This is a genomic window from Aliidiomarina soli (assembly GCF_003986975.1).
In the GTDB taxonomy this organism is placed as follows: domain Bacteria; phylum Pseudomonadota; class Gammaproteobacteria; order Enterobacterales; family Alteromonadaceae; genus Aliidiomarina; species Aliidiomarina soli.
The window spans coordinates 199,422-218,943 of the sequence record NZ_PIPO01000004.1; the positions used below are offsets into that span (position 1 = coordinate 199,422).

A 19,522-nucleotide genomic window follows, 5' to 3' on the forward strand; every position below is an offset into this window, starting at 1 on the left:
AGGAGCATGATGTGAAAGGAGTATGGGCGATTAGCCTGGGTTTGATTTGGATGATAAGTCTGGGGTCGGTAGCGCATAGTAAAGAGCTGCATTTTAGTACCGGTGCGTGGGAAGATCAGTTCAGAGCGGGTCGGCTTGCCTTACGCAGCGATGAGATTAACCGGTGGGAGATGCCGTCCTGGCTTGGCTCGCCAAAATTATTTATTGAAGGGTCAGTTAACCGGATACGGGTAAAAGATGACGAGGAATCCGGGCTAACTGCATTAGGCCTGAGTCCGGTGCTGCAATGGCGGGTACTGGGCGATGAACGACCTCTCTACCTGGAGGCTGGCATCGGCGGCGCTTTAATTGACAGCGTATCAGCTGGGCCGCGTGAATTATCGACCCACTATCAGTTTGAAGATCTGCTGCGTCTGAGCTGGCAGTTTAGTGACAATAGCGAGTCACGGCTTTTTCTTATGATGGCGCATTACTCGAACGCCGGAATTAAGTCGCCGAATATGGGCGTGAACCTGGTTCAGCTTGGCTTCACTCTTTCATTTTAGTTAGTCACGAATGCGGTGCAGGCCATCACTGAGTACGGCATCATCGACTTCGCCAAAATAGCGCTTTTGCAGTGTTCCATCGGCGGAGAAGAACAGGGTGGTCGGCATCACATGCGCGCCAACCATGGCTGAGAAGTCACCGCTGCTGTCGAGTAGTACGGTTTCCAGATTGAGTTCATGCTGCTGTAAAAACTGCTGCACTAAATCGAGATGTTCGCGCTGATTAATAAAGATAAAACGCACATCCTGGTGACGTTGTTGTGCATTTTCCAGCATTGGCATTTCGCGGACACAGGGTGGACACCAACTTGCCCACAGATTTACTACCAGCGGGCGGCCGTCCAGGTAATCTGCCAGCTCGGTCTCTTGTTGCGCAAGGTTGGTCAGGGTTGCGTCAGGTAACTGGCTGCCTTGTTGGACCACAAAGACAATTAAACCCCCGGTTAACGCCATCCCAAGAACCAGTGTGTATAAGGCTGGGGGTAACGCCGGTTTTTGTTGTTGGCGGTGGACAATGTAGACGAGACTTGCTGCCAGAATGAATACAATAAGCAAAAATACAATCAGAGTCATAAAGTTCTTATAGGTCGCTTTTTTGCTGATAATGACAGACTTCACTGGCGCTGTCATTCTCGCGTATACTGCCTCAGCTGGACTGACGGAGCCGCGCGATGAACGCAGATAAACGAGCACTTTTTTATGCACTTGCGGCGGTTTTGCTGTGGTCTACCGTGGCTACGGCGTTCAAGATCACTCTGACCTATTTAACCCCGCTGCAAATGGTGGCGGCGGCCAGTACCGTTTCCTGGGTAGTACTACTGATTATCTGTTTGCTGCAGGGCAAATTGAGCGGGCTGGCGACGACTTTCCTCCGCCAGCCTCTGTATTATGTTGCATTAGGCCTGATAAACCCGGCGGTGTACTATCTGGTGTTATTCAAAGCCTATGATCTGTTGCCCGCCTCTCAGGCGCAGCCACTGAACTATACCTGGGCAATTGCGTTGAGTTTTCTTGCCGCTATCGTGCTCAAACAAAAAATTCGCAAACGGGATTGGCTGGCGGCATTGCTCGGTTACCTCGGGGTACTGGTGATCGCCACCCGTGGTAACCTGCTGGAGCTGTCCTTCAGCAGCCCGCTGGGGGTTACGCTGGCCCTACTGTCGACCCTGCTGTGGGCTGGGTATTGGATCTTGAACACGCGCCATCCGGGCGAACCTGTGGTGAGTCTGTTGCTAGGCTTTAGTGTTGCCGTACCGGTTCTTTTGCTGGTGGCTACCTGGCAGCATGGTTGGGCCGGGGTCCCGATACGGGGCTGGCTGGCGGTCAGCTATGTCGGTCTGTTTGAAATGGGCATTACCTTTTTCCTTTGGCTCAAAGCCATGCGCGAGGCGAGCAACGTGGCCTTAATCAGTAACCTGATCTTCATCTCGCCGTTTATCTCTTTGTTGCTATTAGCGCTTATCATCGGTGAAGTGATTTATCCGGCGACGGTGGTTGGTCTGTTGTTGATTGTGCTTGGGTTATTAATTCAGCGAGTCGTTATTGCTAGTTTCCTACCGGTAAAACGCTGGCGGCGCAGCGTTAACAGCAAGCGTTCATAGTAAAGGCCGGAGGTGATTCTGCTTCCCCAGAATCACCCCCGGCTCCCCCTTTAGTTTTGTTTGCTTGGCGTGAACTCGGGGTAGGCTTCTACACCACAGTCGCTGACGTCGCTACCCTGATATTCTTCGTCGGCGTGGACCCGAATTCCGAAGGTGACTTTTAGGATCAGCCAAACTATCAGGCTGGCGCCGAACACCCAACCGAAGATAGCCCCAGCTCCCAGTAACTGAGCGCTTAAGGTGGCGTCGGCGGAACTGAGTGGAACCACCAATAAGCCGTACAGGCCAGCGACCCCGTGGACGCTAATCGCCCCGACCGGGTCATCCAGACGCAGCCGATCCAGCGCCAGGATAGAGAAAACCACCAGTAGGCCGGCCCCGACGCCTATTAAGCAGGCAACCTGGGCAGTTGGCTCGCCGGGCTCTGCGGTGATCGCAACCAGCCCAGCCAGGGCACCATTTAAGATCATGGTAAGGTCAGCTTTACGCCACAGAATTCGCATCACCAGAAATGCAGTAATGGCTCCGCACGCTGCAGCCGCATTGGTGTTAACGAATATTTGAGCAACAATTTGCGCATTCTCGGTACCACTTAACTGGAGTTGCGAGCCACCATTGAAGCCAAACCAGCCCATCCACAGGATCAGGGTGCCAAGTGCGGCGAGGGGCATATTTGCGCCAGGAATGGCGTAGATCTGACCGTCTTTACCGTACTTTCCGCGTCGCGGACCGAGCAGCAGTACACCGGCCAGCGCAGCGGCGGCCCCCGCCATATGGACGATGCCTGAGCCAGCGAAGTCGCTAAAGCCGGCGCTTTCAAGAAAGCCTCCTCCCCAGCTCCAGCTGCCTTGCACCGGATAAATAACGGCAGTCAGCACCACACAGAAAAGGAGGAAACTATTCAGTTTCATTCTTTCAGCGACAGCGCCTGACACAATTGACATGGCGGTGGCGACAAACACAACCTGAAAGAAGAAGTCGGCTGCTGGCGCATAGTCAGTGAGTTCTGGCTGACCGTACATCAGTTGATAGCCAAGCAGCAAATAGCAGGTGCAGGCAACCGCGTAGAGCATGATGTTCTTGACCAGAATTTCCGTGGTGTTCTTGCTTCGTACCAGACCTGCTTCGAGCATTGAGAAGCCGGCGGCCATCCACATCACCAGTACTGCACTGATAAGCAGGTAAAAGGTGTCTAATGAGTAACTAAGTTGTTGCAGAGTCATGGTCGCCTCCTAAATGGCATCGTGGTTGGTTTCGTCGGTGCGGATGCGGACTGCATGTTCGAGCTTAAGTACGAATACTTTGCCGTCGCCGGTATTGCCGGTGTAGGCCGCATCTTTAATGGCGTGAACCACGTTGTCGCACTGCTCGGCAGTGACCGCGATATCGAGGCGCATCTTGGGGATAAATTCAGCTCTGTATTTGGTACCGCGATAGAGCTCGTCGAGACCTTTCTGGCGGCCGAAGCCTTTTACTTCGCTCACTGTCATGCCATTGCAGCCGACGTCGCTGAGTGCGTCGCGCACATCAGCCAGCTTGGCAGGTTTTATAATTGCTATGATTAAACGCATGAAGTGCTTCCTTATGACGAATTAAAGTCAGGGAAGCTATTTCAATTTGTAAGCCAATTGTTAACTTGTTGATTTAAATGAATTAGAGTGATTTTCAGAAAGGAAAATGCGCAAAAATAGTGCATTTTTGCGCCGAAATGGTGCTATCGATGGTGCATCTGCCTAGATGTCTTCTTCTTGTATCTCTGCCAGCGTTCGTTCCATCCAGTCGAGGTCAGTCAGTTGGTTCCCTTCGCATTGCACGGTAACGCAGGCAGCGGCAACGCCGTACTTAAAGGCCCGCTCTAAGGGGGCGCCTTGCACCAGCTGGTGAGTCAATGCCGACATAAAGCTGTCACCCGCGCCCACGTGGCTGACGATAGGTACCTTAGGAGCACTAAAATGCAGGCTACGGCCGCTGTTGTCTACCAGCAGCGCGCCACCGCGGGTCAGCGTGACTATCAACACCTCGACCGCGCCCTGCGCGACCAGCTTTTGCATGTCAGCGTGCAGTTGCTTGACTGAGCTGTGTTCATCGAAGCCCAACGAGGCGAATTCGCGGCGATTAAGCTTGGCCAGGTAGGCACCGTGGTAGAAGCTCTTGGTTAGCGCAGCGCCGGACGTATCCAGCAGTACTTTACTGCCAGCACTGGATGCAGCTTCGGTGACTTGAGCATAGAAATCCTGTTGTACGTGATCCGGCAGGCTACCGCTAAGCACCAGAAAAGGCGGATTGTATTTGAGCAATGTATTGTGACAGGCGCGCATCTCTTTGTCGGTTAAATCGGGTCCGGGAAAAACGAAATGGTGCATAACCTTGCGACTAAGGTCGGTGATTGCCATGTTTTGGCGGGTCTCTCCACCGATTGGGATGGCTATAAAGGGTTGTTTATCTTCATTTAGTAACCGTTGCAGCTGCTCGCCATGGAGGCCACCGGAAGGGAATACCGTCAGCGTCGGCGACCCCATGCGGCGAATATTACGTGCCACATTAATTCCGCCGCCACCGGGTTCAACCGCGGTTTGCCGGCAACGGGTTTTGCTATCATCGAAAATTTGCCCGGTTTCGCCGAAAACATCCACGGCAGGGTTCATGGTAAAGGTAATAACAGGTGTGTGGCTCATCGATTATCCTTTCGCTTCGCTAAACAGTTGTAAATGACCAAGTGCTTTAATAATAGCCTGCCATTCGTTCTCCGTTAATGACATTACCGATAGTCGTGGCCGGGTCAGTAAGGCACAGGTTTGCAATGCAGATAGTTGCTTCAGTGTCGCCAGCGGTAGGATCTGTCTGGCTTTGCCCACCAGGCGCAGATCCACTGCGCTCCATTTAGGTTTGTCGGTAGACGCTTTTGCATCGTAATAGTCTGAGTCAGGTTCAAACTGCAATGGGTCGACATAGGGGGCAGTGACCACTTCAAGTACGCCAGCCACCCCGATTTGTTTGCAACTTGAGTGGTAGAGCAGTACCTGGTCACCAGGTCTCATTGCGCGCAGGAAATTGCGTGCCTGATAATTGCGGATGCCATCCCAGCGGATGGGTTTGTCGCCGGATGCGACGAAGTCATCGATACCGCATTCATCGGGTTCTGACTTTACTAACCAGTAATTCATGCTGAGCCCCCCTGTCTGGCGTGCATAGACTCAAGGCCATTAGGGCCTCGTTCGCTGTGCCAGAGTTTGTAAGCGAACCAGAGACCGGTGGCCGCTAATCCGGTGTAGAACCACATCCCGGGCGCGTACCCTGATGGATTCTCTGCTCCGGCTAAAAAGCGGTCGTTGAGTGCGCCCACGATCAATGGCACAACGGCCCACCCCAACTGCTGACACAGCGTCATCAGGGCGAACGCCGACCCCAGTCGTCGTTGGTCAACAATATAGGCCACCGACGGCCACATGACCGCCGGGATCAGTGAAAACACCGCCCCTAATAAGAAAATGACCGCAAACAGGGTCAGTGGCACATCGGCACTGCCAATCAACGGGATCCAGAGGAAGATGTCAGGGCCGGCGGGTAAGTAGGTCACCGCGAGAAACAACGGCAACATGACCAGGGAACCGACCGCCATAAAGAGTGCCCGGTGGCCAACCCGATCGACCCAGAGGCCGAACAAGGGGGTCAGTATGATGGCCGCTACCGGCAACAAGCTGCTTAATAGTCCGGCGGTTTCGCGGGTAATACCATGCGCTTGCTGGAAGTAATCGATGGCAAAACTTCGAAACGGAAATACCGTGGCATAGAACACCACGCAAAGAGCAACGATGTACCAGTACGAAGGGCTGAATTTGTATAAGTTCTTCAGCTCAATTCGTTCGTCGGCTGCTTGCGGTTCGCCAACCTGATAACGACTTTCGGCCCGCTGCTCGAGAACCCAGTAGAGCAAGGCGGCGGTAACCGACAAACCGGCGATGGCAGTTGCCAGCCACAGCGGGTCCTGCCAGTTGATATACAGAGGGCTGGCAAACGACGTTGACCAGTCGGCGGAGGCCGAGCCAAGACGGGAAATGGACAGGTTTATGCCAAATGCGAAACTCAGTTCTTTCCCTTTAAACCATTTTGCCAGCACGGTCGTTGCCGCGACAACAAGTGGTTCAGCGCCAATGCCGAGCAGAAACCGGCCCGCCAGAATAACTTCAAATCGTGATGAAACAACGGTCAGCACGGCCGCGCCTAAACAGATGCAGGCAAACAAGGTAATTGCCTTTTTGGTGCCGAAGCGATCAATAAAATAGCCCCCGGCGAGCAGTACCAGCAGCGCCGCAATATTGTATGCCGACGAGAGCATGCCGATTTGACCGTAACTAAAACCAGGGTCCTGGCGCAGAAGATCGACCACCGGCCATAGCGAGTCATAGACATAGTAATTGCCAAACATGGCAAGACTGACGCACAGCAGAATCGCCCAGCGATACATGGGGCTGGGCGCGGGAAGCGAGGTTTGCATGGAAAAGCCCTGGTTCTTAGATGAAAGTGTAAAGTTTACCGCAAATGGCAGAGATAGCGGAATAACGTCTGCAATCCTGTCTATGCTTATGTTGTTGAGTTTCTCACCGATCGACGGCGGATCACCACGGTTAACAAAGGAACATGCTATGCCAACAATATCATCTAATACCACCACAGCAGTATCCTGGGGCGCCATTTTTGCAGGTGCAGCGGCAGCTGCGGCGCTTTCCTTTATTCTTATGTTACTTGGCTTTGGTTTTGGCCTTATTAGTGTTTCACCCTGGTCAGGTGAAGGTGCCAGCGCCGCCACTATTGGTGTCGGCAGCATTGTCTGGTTGATCATTATTCAGCTGGCGGCTGCCGGTTTGGGCGGATATCTGGCCGGGCGTCTGCGCGTGAAGTGGCCGGACACCCATTAGGATGAGGTCTATTTTCGCGATACGGCGCATGGTCTGGTGACCTGGTCCGTGGCGACTGTAGTAGCCGTCATTTTTATGGGTGGCTCCGCATCAGCGGTCATGTTTGGCGGTCTGAAAGCGGGTTCCGAAGCAATTGGAGCAGCGGCACCGTCCCTTGAGAGTATGCGTGATGAACAAGGCTATTTCGCCCAGCGTTTGTTGCGTAATGAGAACGAACCCGATGCGACAGTTGATGAATCACGGGTTGAGGAAGTAACCACTATTCTATGGCGCGCATTGCGCGAGGGCGAGATGGAAGGTGCCGATCAAAGCTACCTTGCTGCGCTGATAAGTGAGCAGAGCCGACTGAATCAACGACAGGCAGAGCAGCGTGTTGAGGATTTGATCGAGCAGGCACAGAGCGCCTATGAACAAGCTTTAGAGGCAGTCGATGAAGCGCGGGAGGCTGCAGCCTGGACCGCAATCTGGCTGTTTATTGCACTCCTGGCAGGGGCATTTTTTGCCGCATTCTGCGCCACCATGGGCGGACGTCAGCGCGATGCAGTGTTAACAGTGATTGACTAACGACGAGGAGAAACCAAAATGAAATTTTTGTTACTTTGGCTGTTGGGTGTGCCTATACCTTTGATCATTCTACTGGCTTTAATTTTTTAATCAGAAACCGGCGCCTTCGGGCGTCGGTTTCTTGTCCTGATATTTTCACAAACCGCTGCACAAGGATTGTTCAGCCCCACCTTATAGATTACTCTAGCAGCTATTAACATGATAATAACGAATACAATAATATGCTGTCATGGACTACTCTGCGCTCCTGGAGTTATATAACCTGTCTCTACCTGTGCTCGCTTGGTCTGGCACAGGCGTTTGAGAGTGGGACAGACTCCGAGCTTGAGGCACAATTAGATGCCATTATAGAGGTCGGTTTTTACCCGCCAGATCGGGATGCATTCAATGCCATTCTGGACAGCTTGGACCCGGCACAAACCCCGTTAGACAGCTACGTGCGAGCCAAAGCCTATCAGGCTTTTCAAGCTGGGCTGCGCGACGGTGATATGGATCAGGCATTCGCTATCCTCACAGAATTAGAAACCATCACTGATGAGCAGGGCTCTGAGGATGCTCGCTTTGAAGTGCTGGCCAGTGAAAGTCACTTACTGCTTGAAGTGAATGACATGAGTGCTGCAATGACGCGAATCCCACAATTGCAGACTGAGGTAGAACGCGTGACGAATCCGCGTTTACGCTTCTTTGGCTTTCATTTAATTGCACGGATCCTGAAGCAGAACTCACAGTACGATGAAGCCCTGCAGTATTTTGTGAAATCCCACGATGAAGTTGGTCGTGAAGACACTCCTCTTAACCGCCGCCGGCGTATTTTTATAAACCTCAATATGGCCCGTTTACATGCAGAATTGCGCAATGACGAGACGGCTTTGGAGATTGCTTCGGATGCCATTGCCTATGCTAAAGACGTAGAGATTTATACGCGCCTGCCTGATCTGTACCTGGTACAGGGCTTTGTCCAGGGGCAGGAAGGGCCTAGCCAGCAAGCGCTGGAAAGTTACACGCAGGCCACCGAGTGGGCAGAGCGACTGGATGATGGTCGTGCCCGTTTAATCGGCCGTAACAACGCTGGTTCAATCTTGATCATGCTTGAGCGGTATGATGAAGCCAAAGCGGTGCTGAACGAGGGGGTCGCCCTGAGTAAAACGCTCAACCGGGAAAGCGATGCCGAGGTGATGCGTTTTAATCTTGGCTACATTGAGGTCGCCGAAGGTCGTGCCGAACAGGGTCTGGCAACGATGGAAGCGGCGTTGGAGAATTTCCGCAGTAGCGGGCGCCGCGCAGAAGTAGCGGACTGGCTTTCGTATCTTGCTGAAGCTTATGAGATGGCAGGAGCCTATCAGCGCCAGGCGCAGACTCTGATTGAACAACGCCAATTGCGTGAAGAAATATTTCGTAGTGAACGGGACCGGGTTATTAGTGAGTTGCATCTGCGGTTTGAAACGGAACAGCAGAACCGACGCATTGAAATGTTGCGCCAGCGCAGTGAGCTGCAACAGGGGGAGTTAGAAAATCAGCGGCTACACCAGCGAATTGTGGTGTTAGGCGTTATCGTGGTGGTATTGGCGGCGCTGACCTTGTGGCTGGCATACCGTTCAACGCAACGGGCTAATGCAAAACTGAATCAGGCCAACCGTGAATTGCAGGTGAAGTCGACGCGGGACCCGCTAACCGGCTTATTTAACCGTCGTTCATTGCAGGAGTTCATGGCGCAGCATAGTCGTTTGCCAGGTGAAAAAGACGCGCTTTTTCTGATCGATATCGATTTCTTTAAGCAAATTAATGACCGTCAGGGTCATGCCGCTGGTGACCTGGTATTATCTGAGTTAGCATCACGGCTGCGTAGCGTATGCCGCGACAGTGACCTGGTGGTACGCTGGGGCGGAGAGGAATTTCTAATCTTCCTGCGTAACACCAGTGTTGAAGCGCTACCCGAGTTTTCCCGCCGCCTGCTTCAGGCGGTTGCTGGTAAGCCAGTTCAACTGCAGGACCAGGAGACGGAGGTCACCGCCACAGCGGGCCTGATTACGCTGCCTTTGGCCGGTCATCAGGGAACTGAACTGGAATGGGAACATGCCTTGCAGATCGCGGACTTACTGCTCTACTATGGCAAGTCACATGGTCGCAACCAGGTGAATGGGGTCATTGGCATTACCACTCAGCAACACGCTGAGGTAGAAGCCGCGCTGTATTCGGATATCAGCAAAGCAATTGACAACGACTGGGTGGAATTAATTCAGGTTGTAGGAGCACAGCGAACTGGCTAGCTCAGCATACGGGTAACACGAACAGGGGGATATCTGTGAAGTCTTGGGTTGAAAACCTGCTCAGTTACCGGATGGCGTTTTCGCGCTGGTTATGGTTATACACCCTGTTGATGATTGCGCTGATAGGCCTCAGTTTGCTGCCGCTGATTGCCCGTGGTAGTGAGCATAATGAGCGCCTTATTCTGCTGACAATTCTGATTATCGCTCTGGCGCTCTTCTTTACTTTGTCTACGGTACGTTACTTCCGCAGTTTTATGTCCCGCATCGGTGACTTTGCTCGTGCCCTTGCTCGGGGCGACTTTCACACTCAGTTACCAACACGTCATGATCAGGGCGAAGTAGGTGCCATTTTCCGCGCCCTGCAGCAAATGCAGGATAAGCTGCAGCGGTCGTTTAACGAACTGCGTAACGAGGAACAAAGCAACGCCCTGTTGGTGCAGGCTATCAATCAAAGCTCAAACAGCGTGATGGTTACCGACCTCAGCGCACGCATTCTCTACGTCAACGATGCCTTTGTCGATAATACCGGTTACCAGCGGGACGAGATCATCGGTCAGACACCCAGACTGATCCAGTCCGGCAAAACCTCACCGGAAGTGTATCAACAGATGCGCGCCCTTCTGCAGCAAGGCAAGAGCTGGCGCGGCGAGTTAATCAACCGACGACGTGATGAGTCAGAATTCATCGAAACTGTTACGATTTCCCCGGTGCGTGACCAGGATGGCCATATCTACCGCTATATGGCGGTAAAAGAAGATATTACCGAGATGCGTCGGGCGCAGGATAGCATTGAACGCCTGGCTTACTTTGATCCGCTTACTGATTTGCCGAACAGGCGCTACTTCCTCGACCAGTTAAACCGCCGTATTTCGCATGCGAAACGTCACCAGCAAAGCTTTGCGTTGCTCTTCATTGACCTTAATCGTTTTAAGGAAATTAACGATGCCCAGGGCCATGTTGTTGGCGACCAGGTGTTGTTAGAAGTGGCGCGCCGCTTTGCCAGCGAAGTCAGGGACGAAGATATACTAGCCCGTCTTGGCGGCGACGAATTCGTGTTGCTGATAGCGGAGTCGGGCACGGATTTTATTCATGCCCTGGTGCGACGCTTGCTTGGCACCTTGCGTTACGGTGTGCGGATGAAAGAGGGCCGTTTCGATATCAGCGCCAGCGTGGGTGTTTCGCTGTATCCCCGCCATGGCAGCAGTTCGACAGATTTATTGCGCCATGCGGATATTGCGATGTATCAGGCAAAGGCGACAACAGAAGCGGTGGTGCTCTACGAGCGTCACATGAGTGAGAGGATAGAGCGCGAAGTAGTCATTGCTGGTCGCTTGCAGGACGCGCTGACGACCGGTGAGGGCCTGCAGTTGCACGCCCAGCCGCAGGTTGACCTGAGGTCAGGGCGGCTGACTGGGGCTGAAATACTGTTGCGCTGGCATGACGAACTGATCGGCCGCATTTCGCCCGGTGATTTCATTCCGGTTGCTGAAGAACGTGGGCTGATCGCCATCCTCGATCGTTTTGTCATTGAACAAAGCTGCAAGCAGCTTGCTTTATGGCATGAGCAAGCGCTTGCTTTGCCGGGGCCGCTGTCGGTCAATGTGTCGATGCCTTTATTTGAGCAGGATGACTTCGTCGACTGGTTGCAGGCTTGCATGCGACGTCATCAGATCGATGTCAGTGCATTGGAGCTGGAAATTACCGAATCCGGCTTGATGCACAACCCGGCGCAGGCATTGAGCGTGGCTGAACGGCTTCGCCAATGTGGCATTGCATTGGCGATTGATGACTTTGGTACGGGGTATTCCTCGCTTGCCTATCTGAAGCAGTTTGCGGCCAATAAGGTTAAAATCGATCAGAGTTTTATTCGCAATATCGATGCGGATGAGCGCAGCCAGACCATCGTTAAGGCGACCATTCATATGGTCCAGGAGCTTGGCATGAAAGTACTTGCTGAGGGCGTTGAACGTGAGCAGGAAGCCACACTGTTATTAAGTTATGGCTGTGGTCTTGGACAGGGCTATCTGTACAACAAGCCGATGCCGCTGGATGAGTTCGCTACCCGCTGGCTCGGGCGCTAAAGCCGGGCCTGTTTCAGGTTCCACAGAAGGTATTTGTCACCCGCTGGGGATCGGCTGGTGGCTGGTCAAACTGATCGAATTCAGGGGCTGTTGCAAAAGGGTCCTGCAGCGCAGCATGCAATGCATTGAACGGACGCAGGTCACCGTCTGTATAAGCGGCTTCAATCACAGCCTGGATCTGATGATTGCGCGGAATACGTCTGACGTTGCAGGTGCGCATTGTGCTTTCTGCTTCGCTTAGAGGCTGTCCGCTGTGGCTAAGTCGCTGCTGCCAGTCGTCTCGCCAGGCACTGAAGTCAGTGCAGCCAGCGTAAAGGGCAGCTGGCGTTGTCTGCTTGTTCAGCTCATCGGCAAGCTGATAAAAACCCAGCGTGAAATCGACCTGACCTTGTTCAAAGCTCTGTAGCAAACGCTCAATTAAGGATTTGTCTTCCGCCCGCACTGCATTGAGGCCAAGTTTGGTTCCCATCCGCTCAAGCCAGGCAGCGCTGATGCGTTGGGGAATGGCATTGATCAGATCGGTTGCCAGTTGTAGCGCAGTCTCTTTGTGGTTATCAATTAACGGCAGCAAACATTCCGCTAGGCGGGCCATATTCCAGTGCAGGATGGCAGGCTGTTGGTTATAGGCGTAGCGCCCTCGTTTATCGATAAAACTAAATACCTGATCGGCGCGATATTCGTCGATAAAGGCGCAGGGCCCATAATCAATGGTTTCGCCACTGAGGCTGGTGTTATCAGTGTTCATAACACCATGAATAAAGCCGATGCTCATCCAGTGCGTGACCAGTTGGGCCTGTTTTTCAATGATAGCATCGAGCAAGGCCAGGTAGCGCTGGCCGTCATCGTCAATTTGCTGAAGCTGAGGGTAATGACGTTGCACGGTATAATCAGCCAAACGCTCAAGTCCGTCGAGATCCCCTTTAGCGAGAAGAAACTGAAAACTACCGACCCGCAGATGTGAACTGGCAACCCGGGTTAAAATGGCACCAGGCTCGGCGGTTTCGCGTTGCACCGATTCGCCGGTTGCCACAGCAGCTAGTGCGCGGGTTGTTGGCACACCAATCCGAGCCATGTATTCGCTAAGTAAGTACTCACGTAGTACGGGACCAAGGGGTGAACGACCGTCGCCACCGCGTGAATAAGGTGTAGGGCCCGACCCTTTTAACTGAACGTCAAAGCGCTGACCGTCTTCGTCACTGAACTCAGCGAGCAGCAGTGCCCGGCCATCACCCAGCTGCGGCACAAAATGACCAAACTGGTGCCCTGCATACGCCTGGGAAACGGGCTGGGCCCACTCTGGTAGCTTATTACCGCTAAAGAGGTCAAGACCTTCGTCGGTGAGCCAATAGGTTTCGGGTAAAGCAAGCGAGGCGGCGAGCGGCTGATTAAAGGCTATCCATTGCGCGTCAGCGACAGGAGTGGGCTGACAGACCTGAAAGCACGACTCGGGCAGTTGCAGGTAACTGTGGGTCGTCTTAAAGGTCATCGTCATTGCTCTATTTCTTTTTGGTATTCAAACGGATACGTGGCTTTGCCTTAATCGGCATTTTCTCAAGCTCTTCCTCAGTTTCCAGCCCACTGCGCAGACGGTGGGTATCCGGGTCGTAATTGTCGTACAGTTCGTCTTTGACGGTTTTGGCCCAGACTGGTACGCCCACAAAATAGCCTGCACGGCCAATGGCATGCGCTGCAACCGGTGCTGTCATAAATATAAAGAGCACAATAGCCAGAGCTTTAGCCAGCACCACCAACGATAAGAAGTGCAATGCAACCGCGACCATCATCAGCATAATGCCCAGTGCACCAGCTTTTGTTGAGGCGTGCATGCGCGTGTAGAGATCTGGCAGGCGCAGGATGCCAATGGCTGCGAGTAGCACAAACAAGGCGCTGGAAAGCATAAAAATGGAAATGATTACATCAGTCATTGCGCGGACCTCCACGCTCCAGAAAACGGGCAAAGCCAATGGCTGCCAGAAATGACACTAAGGCCACTACAATTGAAACATCAATGAAGCTCGAGCTGTCATGAAATATAGCATACACACCGATTATCGAGACCAAAATAGAGGGGATCAGCTCAAGTGCGACCACCCGGTCCGGTAACGTCGGCCCTATTAACAGACGGATAAATGTAATTACCAGTGCCAGCATTAGAATGGCAAATGTAATAGTGGTAACAGTTTCCACAGAACCTCCCGGGATCTGAACTAACGCAGGATTTTAAGGACCCGGCGTTCTAGATTTTTTATACTTTTGCGCAGCTCTTCTTCGTCATCGAGGAACATGGCGTGAATGTAAAGCACACGGCGGTCATCGGACACATCAAGGCTTAGTGTACCCGGTGTCAGCGAGATGAAATTGGCGACCATGGTCACTTCAACTTCCGTTTTAGCGTCCAGCGGGAAGGCAATAACCCCGGGTTTCATGTACCAGACCGGGGTAATAATATCGAACGCCACGGTCAGATTCGCCTGGATAAGTTCTTTGATGAAATAAATGGTGAAGAAGAACAGCTTCGGCAGCCGCTTGGTGTAGCCCCGGAGTACCGGAACCTGGCGTTGCATCACGCCCAGCACCAGATAACCAATTAAGAAACCGAACAGCAGGTTAACACCACCGATGTTCCCGGTCAGGATTACCCACATTAATGCCAGTAGCAGATTCCAGATAAATGCGATCATGGGCGACCTCCTAGAACAGCGTTAATGTACTGGGATGGGTCCATCAATTGACGTGCTGAGAACTCTGCCATGTCATAGATAGGCTGGCCATTTAAACCGATCAACAGGGTGCAGGCCGCCAGTGCCACCACAGGTGCATACATTAGCATCAGCGACCCCGAGGTGCGGCCGCGTTCCAGTGATGCGCCATCGGTACCGTCAGGCAATTTTTTCCAGAACGCTTCTGCCCAGATTTTTATCATCGAGTACAGCGTCAGCAGGCCTACCAGCAAGGCGATGCCGGTGACTACCCAGGCCTCGGCTTCAATACCTGCGCGGATCACGATGAACTTGGCAAAGAAGCCTGACAGTGGCGGAATCCCAGCTAGTGACAGAGCGGGGATCAGGAACAGCAGGCTAAGGATTGGTTTTGATTTGTAGAGCCCGCCTAATTTCTTCAGGTCATAGGTGCCTAACAAACGATGGGCAATACCGCTAATCAGGAACAGGTTCGTCTTCACGATAATGTGGTGCATGATGTAGAAAACACCGCCAATCAGCGCGAGTGGCGTATACAGAGCCAGGCCCAGCAGCATATAGCCAATCTGACTGACAATATGGAACGACAGTATGCGGCGGAATTCAAATTGAGCCGCAGCGCCGAGGACACCGGTTAACATGGTTCCGGCTGCTATCCACAGCAACAGCTCGTGGGTAAACTCGGGAGCGTTATTAAATATCAGAGTGAACACGCGGAATAAGGCGTACACACCCACTTTAGTCAGCAGGCCGGCAAACAGCGCTGACACAGCGACCGGACCGGTGTGGTACGACGCAGGGAGCCAGAAGAAGAGCGGGAAGGCTGCTGCTTTGATCCCGAAAGCGACCAGGAACATCACCGCGATAACATCGACCAGCCCGGTGTTTTCCACCTCGCCGAGCTTAACCGCAATATCGGCCATATTGAGCGTGCCGACCACACCGTACAGCAAGCCAACTGCGCTCAGGAAAATAGCGGACGAAAGCAGGTTAAGGGTAACGTATTTAACCGCCCCTTCCATTTGCGCACGCTCACCACCCAGCACCAGCAGGGCAAAGGAGGCGACCAGCATGACTTCGAACCAGACATATAGATTAAAAATATCCCCGGTCAGAAACGAGCCCGCGACCCCGGCAAGCAGCAGGTGCATCAGAGGGTAATAACCAAATTTTTCGTGGGTCGTTGAGGCTGATGCCAGTGAGTAAATGGCAATTGCCAGGGCCATCATGCCGGTCAGCAGGACCATGATCGCACTGAGCATGTCGGCGACCAGAGTAATGCCAAATGGTGCCATCCAGTTCCCCATGTGCATCACCACATGGCCCTGGTCATAGACACTCGTAAGTAGCCAGATACTAACTGCCAGCAGCGCAATACTGCCCACCACAGAAAGGATACGCTGCATGATATTGCTGCGCCAGAAGAGGACGCATAAAGCACCGGTCAGAAGCGGGATGACGATGGGTAAAGCAACTTCTAAACTCACGTATCGGTATCCTTCATTTGGTCAAGGTTGTCAGTGTGCAGAATGGCGTAGGCGCGGTGAATCAGTACAACGGCAAAAGCAAGCACACCGAAAGCGATTACAATCGCTGTCAGAATTAACGCCTGGGGTAAGGGATCAGCCACAACGCCGTCGGGCAGCGCAGCACCCTCGGGAATTAGTGGTGGTGCACCTCGGGTTACACCTGCAGAGGTAAAGATCAGCAGGTTTGCTGCGTTCGAAAGCAGCATTAAACCGATAACCAGTTTAACGATACTGCGCCGCAGCATCATATAAATGGCAGCGGCATAGAGCAGGCCAACGGCAATAGCCAGTATGGGTTCCATTCTCTCTCCTTGGTTAATGCTCTTCTGTTTCAGTCAGTGCGATTAACATCAGCATGACTGAACCAAAGACAGTGAAGTAAACGCCAATGTCAAAAATCAGCGGAGTCGACATTTTCATGTAGGAGTCACCAGGTAACGGGATATTCCACCACTGCGCGGTCAGCAATGGCTCGCCATTTAGCAGGGCAGGAAAAATTGAGACCATGCCAAGGCACAAACCGACGCCGATCAGGTTACGTGGATCAACCCGTAAAAGGTCCCGGGTGACGGTGGCTCCGAAGGTAAATAAGTACAGCGCGAATGCGCCAGAAGCGACCAGCCCGGCAATAAAGCCGCCGCCTGGTTCGTCGTGTCCGCGGAGTAACAGGAATACCGATAAAATCAGCTGCAGTGGCACCAGGTAGCGGGCGGCCACATGCAGAATAAGGGTACCAGGTTTCATCATGACTTCGGCTCTCCCTTGGTTTCGCTATCACTACCCTGAGGTTCGTTGATCGAACTTTGCTCAGTGCTGTCCTCGTCATCTTCTGGCCGCGCATCGACAATATTTTGTTCTTCCAGCATCCGTTGATGGATTTCCTGCCAGGAATGAACAATGTCTCTTTCCGGTATGCGTTTCGACGGCAGGATCAGAGTGCCGGCGTGATGGTTTGAGCCGGGAGCTGTTGATGGCTTGAATTTAATCATCGCGTAGACGCCCATCGCCGCCAGTGCGAGGACGAAAATTTCGCCTAAGGTATCCAGTGCACGGTAATCGACCAGAATGACGTTAACGATATTCCGTCCGTGAGCAAGCGGCACACTATTCTCTATCATGTAACCGGAAATCGGTTCGAACAACTGAACGTTAATGGTGACCATGATTAGGCAGGTCATTAACGCGCCGGTGAGCAAGGCCACAAAGGCATCGCTGGCGCGGTCCATTGGCGACGAGATGTTGGAAAAGGATGGTAAGCGGAACAATACCAGCACCAATAAAATAACGCTCAGGGTTTCCACCAGGATCTGGGTGATACCCAGGTCCGGTGCACTGAACAGAATGAAGATCATGGCTACGAAGAAACCGAACGCGCCCATGTAGGCGACAGCTCCCATCCGTGAGCTGGTCAGGCAGGCACCCGCAGCAGCGGCCACTAGCAAGACCACAGCGGCTAGCTCATAAAAGGTAAAATCAACCCCGAAATTCCAGTGCAGCTGATAACGACTGAGCAAGGTATAACCGGTCAGCAACACTAAGGTGAGGATAATCGTGCGCAGGTAGTTGCGCATCGACCCGTTTTGCAACACGCGGGTCTGCCACTCAGCGGTAGCCACCAGGCCATCCATAAATTTAAAGTATCCAGCTTCAGGACCTCTGCGGATTACCGGGTCGAGTTTGCGTAGCACGCTGTACACCGAGTCCCAGTTTTTAAATAACAGCAGGCCGAGGAGAACGCTGACAATAGAAATCATCAACGCCATATTGATCCCGTGCCACAGTGACAAATAGCCTTCGATCTCATGCCCCGCAACCGAAAAGGTCGCTGGCAGAGTAAAATAGTCGCCAGCCAGGCCAGGCAATAAGCCCGCCAGCACAGTCAGAATGACCAGTACAACGGGTCCGGCCAGCATGCCGGAGGGGGCTTCGTGCACTTTGTCTTCGTCTTTAGCCGCTTTGAAGGCACCGAAGAAAGGTCGGATAGCAACCAGTGCCGCCACACAGACAATGAAAATAGAGGCCAAGATAACCATCCCCAGAATCACATAGCTGAACATGTTATCGAGTAAGGATTCCAGCAGCAGTTCTTTGGCCACAAAGCCGAACAGAGGTGGAATACCGGCCAGCGACAATGCTGCAATAAGGGTGCATACGGCAGTCACTGGGAGCTTTTTACGTAAGCCGCCTAACTCGCGTACATCGCGGCTGCCCGCTTCGTGGTCAATAATGCCGGCAAGCATAAACAGAGCGCCCTTGTAGAGCGAATGCGCTAGCAGGTAGGCAGCAAACCCGATCATCGCCAGTTCAGTGCCGATACCGAGCAGGAGCGTCAGGGTACCCAGCGCCATCAGCGTAGAGTAAGCCAGCAGTTTTTTAAGGTCAGTGTTGCGCAGGGCCAGAAATGCCCCGGTTAACATGGTGAAGGCACCCACGCTGGTGAGTACCGTTATCCAGAGTTCAGTGCCACCGAGCTCTGGCTGTAAACGGGCTAATAGATAAATGCCCGCTTTAACCATGGTCGCTGAGTGTAAGTAAGCGCTAACAGGTGTCGGCGCTGCCATCGCATTGGGTAACCAGAAATGAAACGGGAATTGAGCTGATTTGGTAAACGCGCCGATGAATAGACACACCATCATGCCCACATACAGCGGATGCTCAGTAAGAATCCGGGAGCTGTTGAATATCTCCTGTAGCGAGTAACTGCCGCCCGCGCTGCCCAGCATAACCAGGCCGGCAAGCAGCACCAGGCCACCGCCCGCGGTCACGATCAAGCCCTGTAAAGCGGCCTTGCGCGCTTCAGCGCTTTGGTGGTTGAAGCCGATTAACATGTACGAAGTAACACTGGTGAGTTCCCAGAAGACAAACAGGGTAACCAGGTTGTCCGCGAGCACCAGACCCAGCATCGAGGCCATGAATGCGAGCAGTATTACCAGAAAGCGATTGAGGTTTTCATGGCCTTTCAGGTAAGCCCCTGCGTAGAGCACGATAAAGGTACCGATACCGCAGATAAGTAAGGCAAACAGCAACGAGAGACCATCGAGCACCATGTCAAAGCTGATGCCAAGACCAGGAACCCATTGCATCTTATGGACGATCACTTCACCGCCTGCCACCGCCGGAATATGCATGGCAAACCAGATGGTCAGGGCGGCTGGAACTAATGCCAGCACGTTAGCCGACTGGCCGTGCAGCCTGTTGTATAGCCACGGCGTTAAGGCGGCGGCTAGGAAAATAACCAATACAGCTAATTGCATTGTGAATCCTGTTAAAGCTCAATTTCGAATGAAAACTAAAGGTTCAATCGCGTAATGTTATTAAGT

The 19,522-nt window shown here is 52.9% G+C and carries 20 protein-coding genes; 6 read left to right on the forward strand and 14 right to left on the reverse strand.

Going from position 1 to position 19,522, the window contains the following annotated elements; genetic code table 11:
- Positions 1 to 11 precede the first annotated feature (11 nt).
- Positions 12 to 545 (forward strand): acyloxyacyl hydrolase, encoded by a 534-nt coding sequence (locus CWE14_RS10055; protein ID WP_126799262.1) that lies wholly within the window; start codon positions 12 to 14, stop codon positions 543 to 545.
- Here CWE14_RS10055 and CWE14_RS10060 read toward each other — a convergent pair whose 3' ends face one another.
- Positions 546 to 1,175, reverse strand: coding sequence for a TlpA disulfide reductase family protein (locus CWE14_RS10060; protein WP_126799263.1), 630 nt, complete (start codon positions 1,173 to 1,175; stop codon positions 546 to 548).
- Positions 1,176 to 1,216: 41 nt separating this feature from the next.
- Here CWE14_RS10060 and CWE14_RS10065 point away from each other — a divergent pair, with 41 nt between their 5' ends.
- Entirely contained in the window at positions 1,217 to 2,146 is a 930-nt protein-coding gene (locus CWE14_RS10065; protein WP_126799264.1) for a DMT family transporter, read from the forward strand.
- A 50-nt stretch (positions 2,147 to 2,196) separates the two neighbouring features.
- Here the strand turns inward: CWE14_RS10065 and CWE14_RS10070 are convergent, their stop codons facing one another.
- From CWE14_RS10070 to CWE14_RS10085, 5 genes are all read right to left on the reverse strand, one after another.
- A complete protein-coding gene (locus tag CWE14_RS10070) occupies positions 2,197 to 3,369 on the reverse strand; it encodes an ammonium transporter family protein (RefSeq protein ID WP_198676574.1) in 1,173 nt (390 codons plus the stop codon).
- 9 nt (positions 3,370 to 3,378) lie between these two features.
- Positions 3,379 to 3,717, reverse strand: a complete 339-nt coding sequence (locus CWE14_RS14745) for a P-II family nitrogen regulator (RefSeq protein WP_198675732.1) — start codon at positions 3,715 to 3,717, stop codon at positions 3,379 to 3,381.
- 162 nt (positions 3,718 to 3,879) lie between these two features.
- Positions 3,880 to 4,821 (reverse strand): 1-phosphofructokinase family hexose kinase, encoded by a 942-nt coding sequence (locus CWE14_RS10075; RefSeq protein WP_126799265.1) that lies wholly within the window; start codon positions 4,819 to 4,821, stop codon positions 3,880 to 3,882.
- A 3-nt stretch (positions 4,822 to 4,824) separates the two neighbouring features.
- The gene (locus CWE14_RS10080) at positions 4,825 to 5,310 is read right to left on the reverse strand and encodes an EVE domain-containing protein (RefSeq protein WP_126799266.1); all 486 of its coding nucleotides are present in this window, start codon (positions 5,308 to 5,310) and stop codon (positions 4,825 to 4,827) included.
- Positions 5,307 to 6,641, reverse strand: coding sequence for an MFS transporter (locus tag CWE14_RS10085; RefSeq protein WP_126799267.1), 1,335 nt, complete (start codon positions 6,639 to 6,641; stop codon positions 5,307 to 5,309). The genes CWE14_RS10080 and CWE14_RS10085 overlap by 4 nt, the downstream gene beginning before the upstream one ends.
- Positions 6,642 to 6,789: 148 nt before the next feature.
- Here CWE14_RS10085 and CWE14_RS14785 point away from each other — a divergent pair, with 148 nt between their 5' ends.
- From CWE14_RS14785 to CWE14_RS10100, 4 genes are all read left to right on the forward strand, one after another.
- On the forward strand, positions 6,790 to 7,062 hold the full coding sequence (locus CWE14_RS14785) for a hypothetical protein (RefSeq protein WP_241972376.1): 273 nt from the start codon (positions 6,790 to 6,792) through the stop codon (positions 7,060 to 7,062).
- 48 nt (positions 7,063 to 7,110) lie between these two features.
- On the forward strand, positions 7,111 to 7,626 hold the full coding sequence (locus tag CWE14_RS14790; RefSeq protein ID WP_241972377.1) for a hypothetical protein: 516 nt from the start codon (positions 7,111 to 7,113) through the stop codon (positions 7,624 to 7,626).
- Between the two features lie 221 nt (positions 7,627 to 7,847).
- Complete coding sequence (locus CWE14_RS10095; protein WP_126799268.1) at positions 7,848 to 9,893, forward strand: tetratricopeptide repeat-containing diguanylate cyclase; 2,046 nt, start codon at positions 7,848 to 7,850, stop codon at positions 9,891 to 9,893.
- A 35-nt stretch (positions 9,894 to 9,928) separates the two neighbouring features.
- Entirely contained in the window at positions 9,929 to 11,974 is a 2,046-nt protein-coding gene (locus CWE14_RS10100; protein WP_126799269.1) for a putative bifunctional diguanylate cyclase/phosphodiesterase, read from the forward strand.
- A gap of 13 nt (positions 11,975 to 11,987) precedes the next feature.
- Here the strand turns inward: CWE14_RS10100 and CWE14_RS10105 are convergent, their stop codons facing one another.
- From CWE14_RS10105 to CWE14_RS10140, 8 genes are read right to left on the reverse strand one after another with little or no spacing between them, the layout of a single operon-like run.
- Complete coding sequence (locus CWE14_RS10105; RefSeq protein ID WP_126799270.1) at positions 11,988 to 13,460, reverse strand: protein adenylyltransferase SelO; 1,473 nt, start codon at positions 13,458 to 13,460, stop codon at positions 11,988 to 11,990.
- A gap of 10 nt (positions 13,461 to 13,470) precedes the next feature.
- On the reverse strand, positions 13,471 to 13,899 hold the full coding sequence (gene mnhG / locus CWE14_RS10110) for a monovalent cation/H(+) antiporter subunit G (RefSeq protein WP_126799271.1): 429 nt from the start codon (positions 13,897 to 13,899) through the stop codon (positions 13,471 to 13,473).
- Positions 13,892 to 14,161, reverse strand: coding sequence for an MrpF/PhaF family protein (locus CWE14_RS10115; protein ID WP_126789553.1), 270 nt, complete (start codon positions 14,159 to 14,161; stop codon positions 13,892 to 13,894). Before CWE14_RS10115 ends, mnhG begins: the two co-directional genes overlap by 8 nt.
- A 20-nt stretch (positions 14,162 to 14,181) precedes the next feature.
- On the reverse strand, positions 14,182 to 14,655 hold the full coding sequence (locus CWE14_RS10120; RefSeq protein WP_126799272.1) for a Na+/H+ antiporter subunit E: 474 nt from the start codon (positions 14,653 to 14,655) through the stop codon (positions 14,182 to 14,184).
- The gene (locus CWE14_RS10125; RefSeq protein WP_126799273.1) at positions 14,652 to 16,160 is read right to left on the reverse strand and encodes a Na+/H+ antiporter subunit D; all 1,509 of its coding nucleotides are present in this window, start codon (positions 16,158 to 16,160) and stop codon (positions 14,652 to 14,654) included. The genes CWE14_RS10120 and CWE14_RS10125 overlap by 4 nt, the downstream gene beginning before the upstream one ends.
- Positions 16,157 to 16,504 (reverse strand): Na+/H+ antiporter subunit C, encoded by a 348-nt coding sequence (locus CWE14_RS10130; protein WP_126799274.1) that lies wholly within the window; start codon positions 16,502 to 16,504, stop codon positions 16,157 to 16,159. The genes CWE14_RS10125 and CWE14_RS10130 overlap by 4 nt, the downstream gene beginning before the upstream one ends.
- 13 nt (positions 16,505 to 16,517) lie before the next feature.
- The gene (locus CWE14_RS10135) at positions 16,518 to 16,949 is read right to left on the reverse strand and encodes a Na+/H+ antiporter subunit B (protein ID WP_126799275.1); all 432 of its coding nucleotides are present in this window, start codon (positions 16,947 to 16,949) and stop codon (positions 16,518 to 16,520) included.
- The gene (locus tag CWE14_RS10140; protein ID WP_126799276.1) at positions 16,946 to 19,456 is read right to left on the reverse strand and encodes a putative monovalent cation/H+ antiporter subunit A; all 2,511 of its coding nucleotides are present in this window, start codon (positions 19,454 to 19,456) and stop codon (positions 16,946 to 16,948) included. The genes CWE14_RS10135 and CWE14_RS10140 overlap by 4 nt, the downstream gene beginning before the upstream one ends.
- Positions 19,457 to 19,522: the final 66 nt, after the last annotated feature.

Bases quoted from the DNA above. Each gene is read 5' to 3' on its own strand.
- CWE14_RS10060 (WP_126799263.1), bottom strand. From the start codon at position 1,175: ATGACAGCGCCAGTGAAGTCTGTCATTATCAGCAAAAAAGCGACCTAT.
- CWE14_RS10065 (WP_126799264.1), top strand. From the start codon at position 1,217: ATGAACGCAGATAAACGAGCACTTTTTTATGCACTTGCGGCGGTTTTG.
- CWE14_RS10070 (WP_198676574.1), bottom strand. From the start codon at position 3,369: ATGACTCTGCAACAACTTAGTTACTCATTAGACACCTTTTACCTGCTT.
- CWE14_RS14745 (WP_198675732.1), bottom strand. From the start codon at position 3,717: ATGCGTTTAATCATAGCAATTATAAAACCTGCCAAGCTGGCTGATGTG.
- CWE14_RS10075 (WP_126799265.1), bottom strand. From the start codon at position 4,821: ATGAGCCACACACCTGTTATTACCTTTACCATGAACCCTGCCGTGGAT.
- CWE14_RS10080 (WP_126799266.1), bottom strand. From the start codon at position 5,310: ATGAATTACTGGTTAGTAAAGTCAGAACCCGATGAATGCGGTATCGAT.
- CWE14_RS10085 (WP_126799267.1), bottom strand. From the start codon at position 6,641: ATGCAAACCTCGCTTCCCGCGCCCAGCCCCATGTATCGCTGGGCGATT.
- CWE14_RS14785 (WP_241972376.1), top strand. From the start codon at position 6,790: ATGCCAACAATATCATCTAATACCACCACAGCAGTATCCTGGGGCGCC.
- CWE14_RS10095 (WP_126799268.1), top strand. From the start codon at position 7,848: ATGCTGTCATGGACTACTCTGCGCTCCTGGAGTTATATAACCTGTCTC.
- CWE14_RS10105 (WP_126799270.1), bottom strand. From the start codon at position 13,460: ATGACCTTTAAGACGACCCACAGTTACCTGCAACTGCCCGAGTCGTGC.
- mnhG (WP_126799271.1), bottom strand. From the start codon at position 13,899: ATGACTGATGTAATCATTTCCATTTTTATGCTTTCCAGCGCCTTGTTT.
- CWE14_RS10120 (WP_126799272.1), bottom strand. From the start codon at position 14,655: ATGATCGCATTTATCTGGAATCTGCTACTGGCATTAATGTGGGTAATC.
- CWE14_RS10130 (WP_126799274.1), bottom strand. From the start codon at position 16,504: ATGGAACCCATACTGGCTATTGCCGTTGGCCTGCTCTATGCCGCTGCC.
- CWE14_RS10135 (WP_126799275.1), bottom strand. From the start codon at position 16,949: ATGATGAAACCTGGTACCCTTATTCTGCATGTGGCCGCCCGCTACCTG.
- CWE14_RS10140 (WP_126799276.1), bottom strand. From the start codon at position 19,456: ATGCAATTAGCTGTATTGGTTATTTTCCTAGCCGCCGCCTTAACGCCG.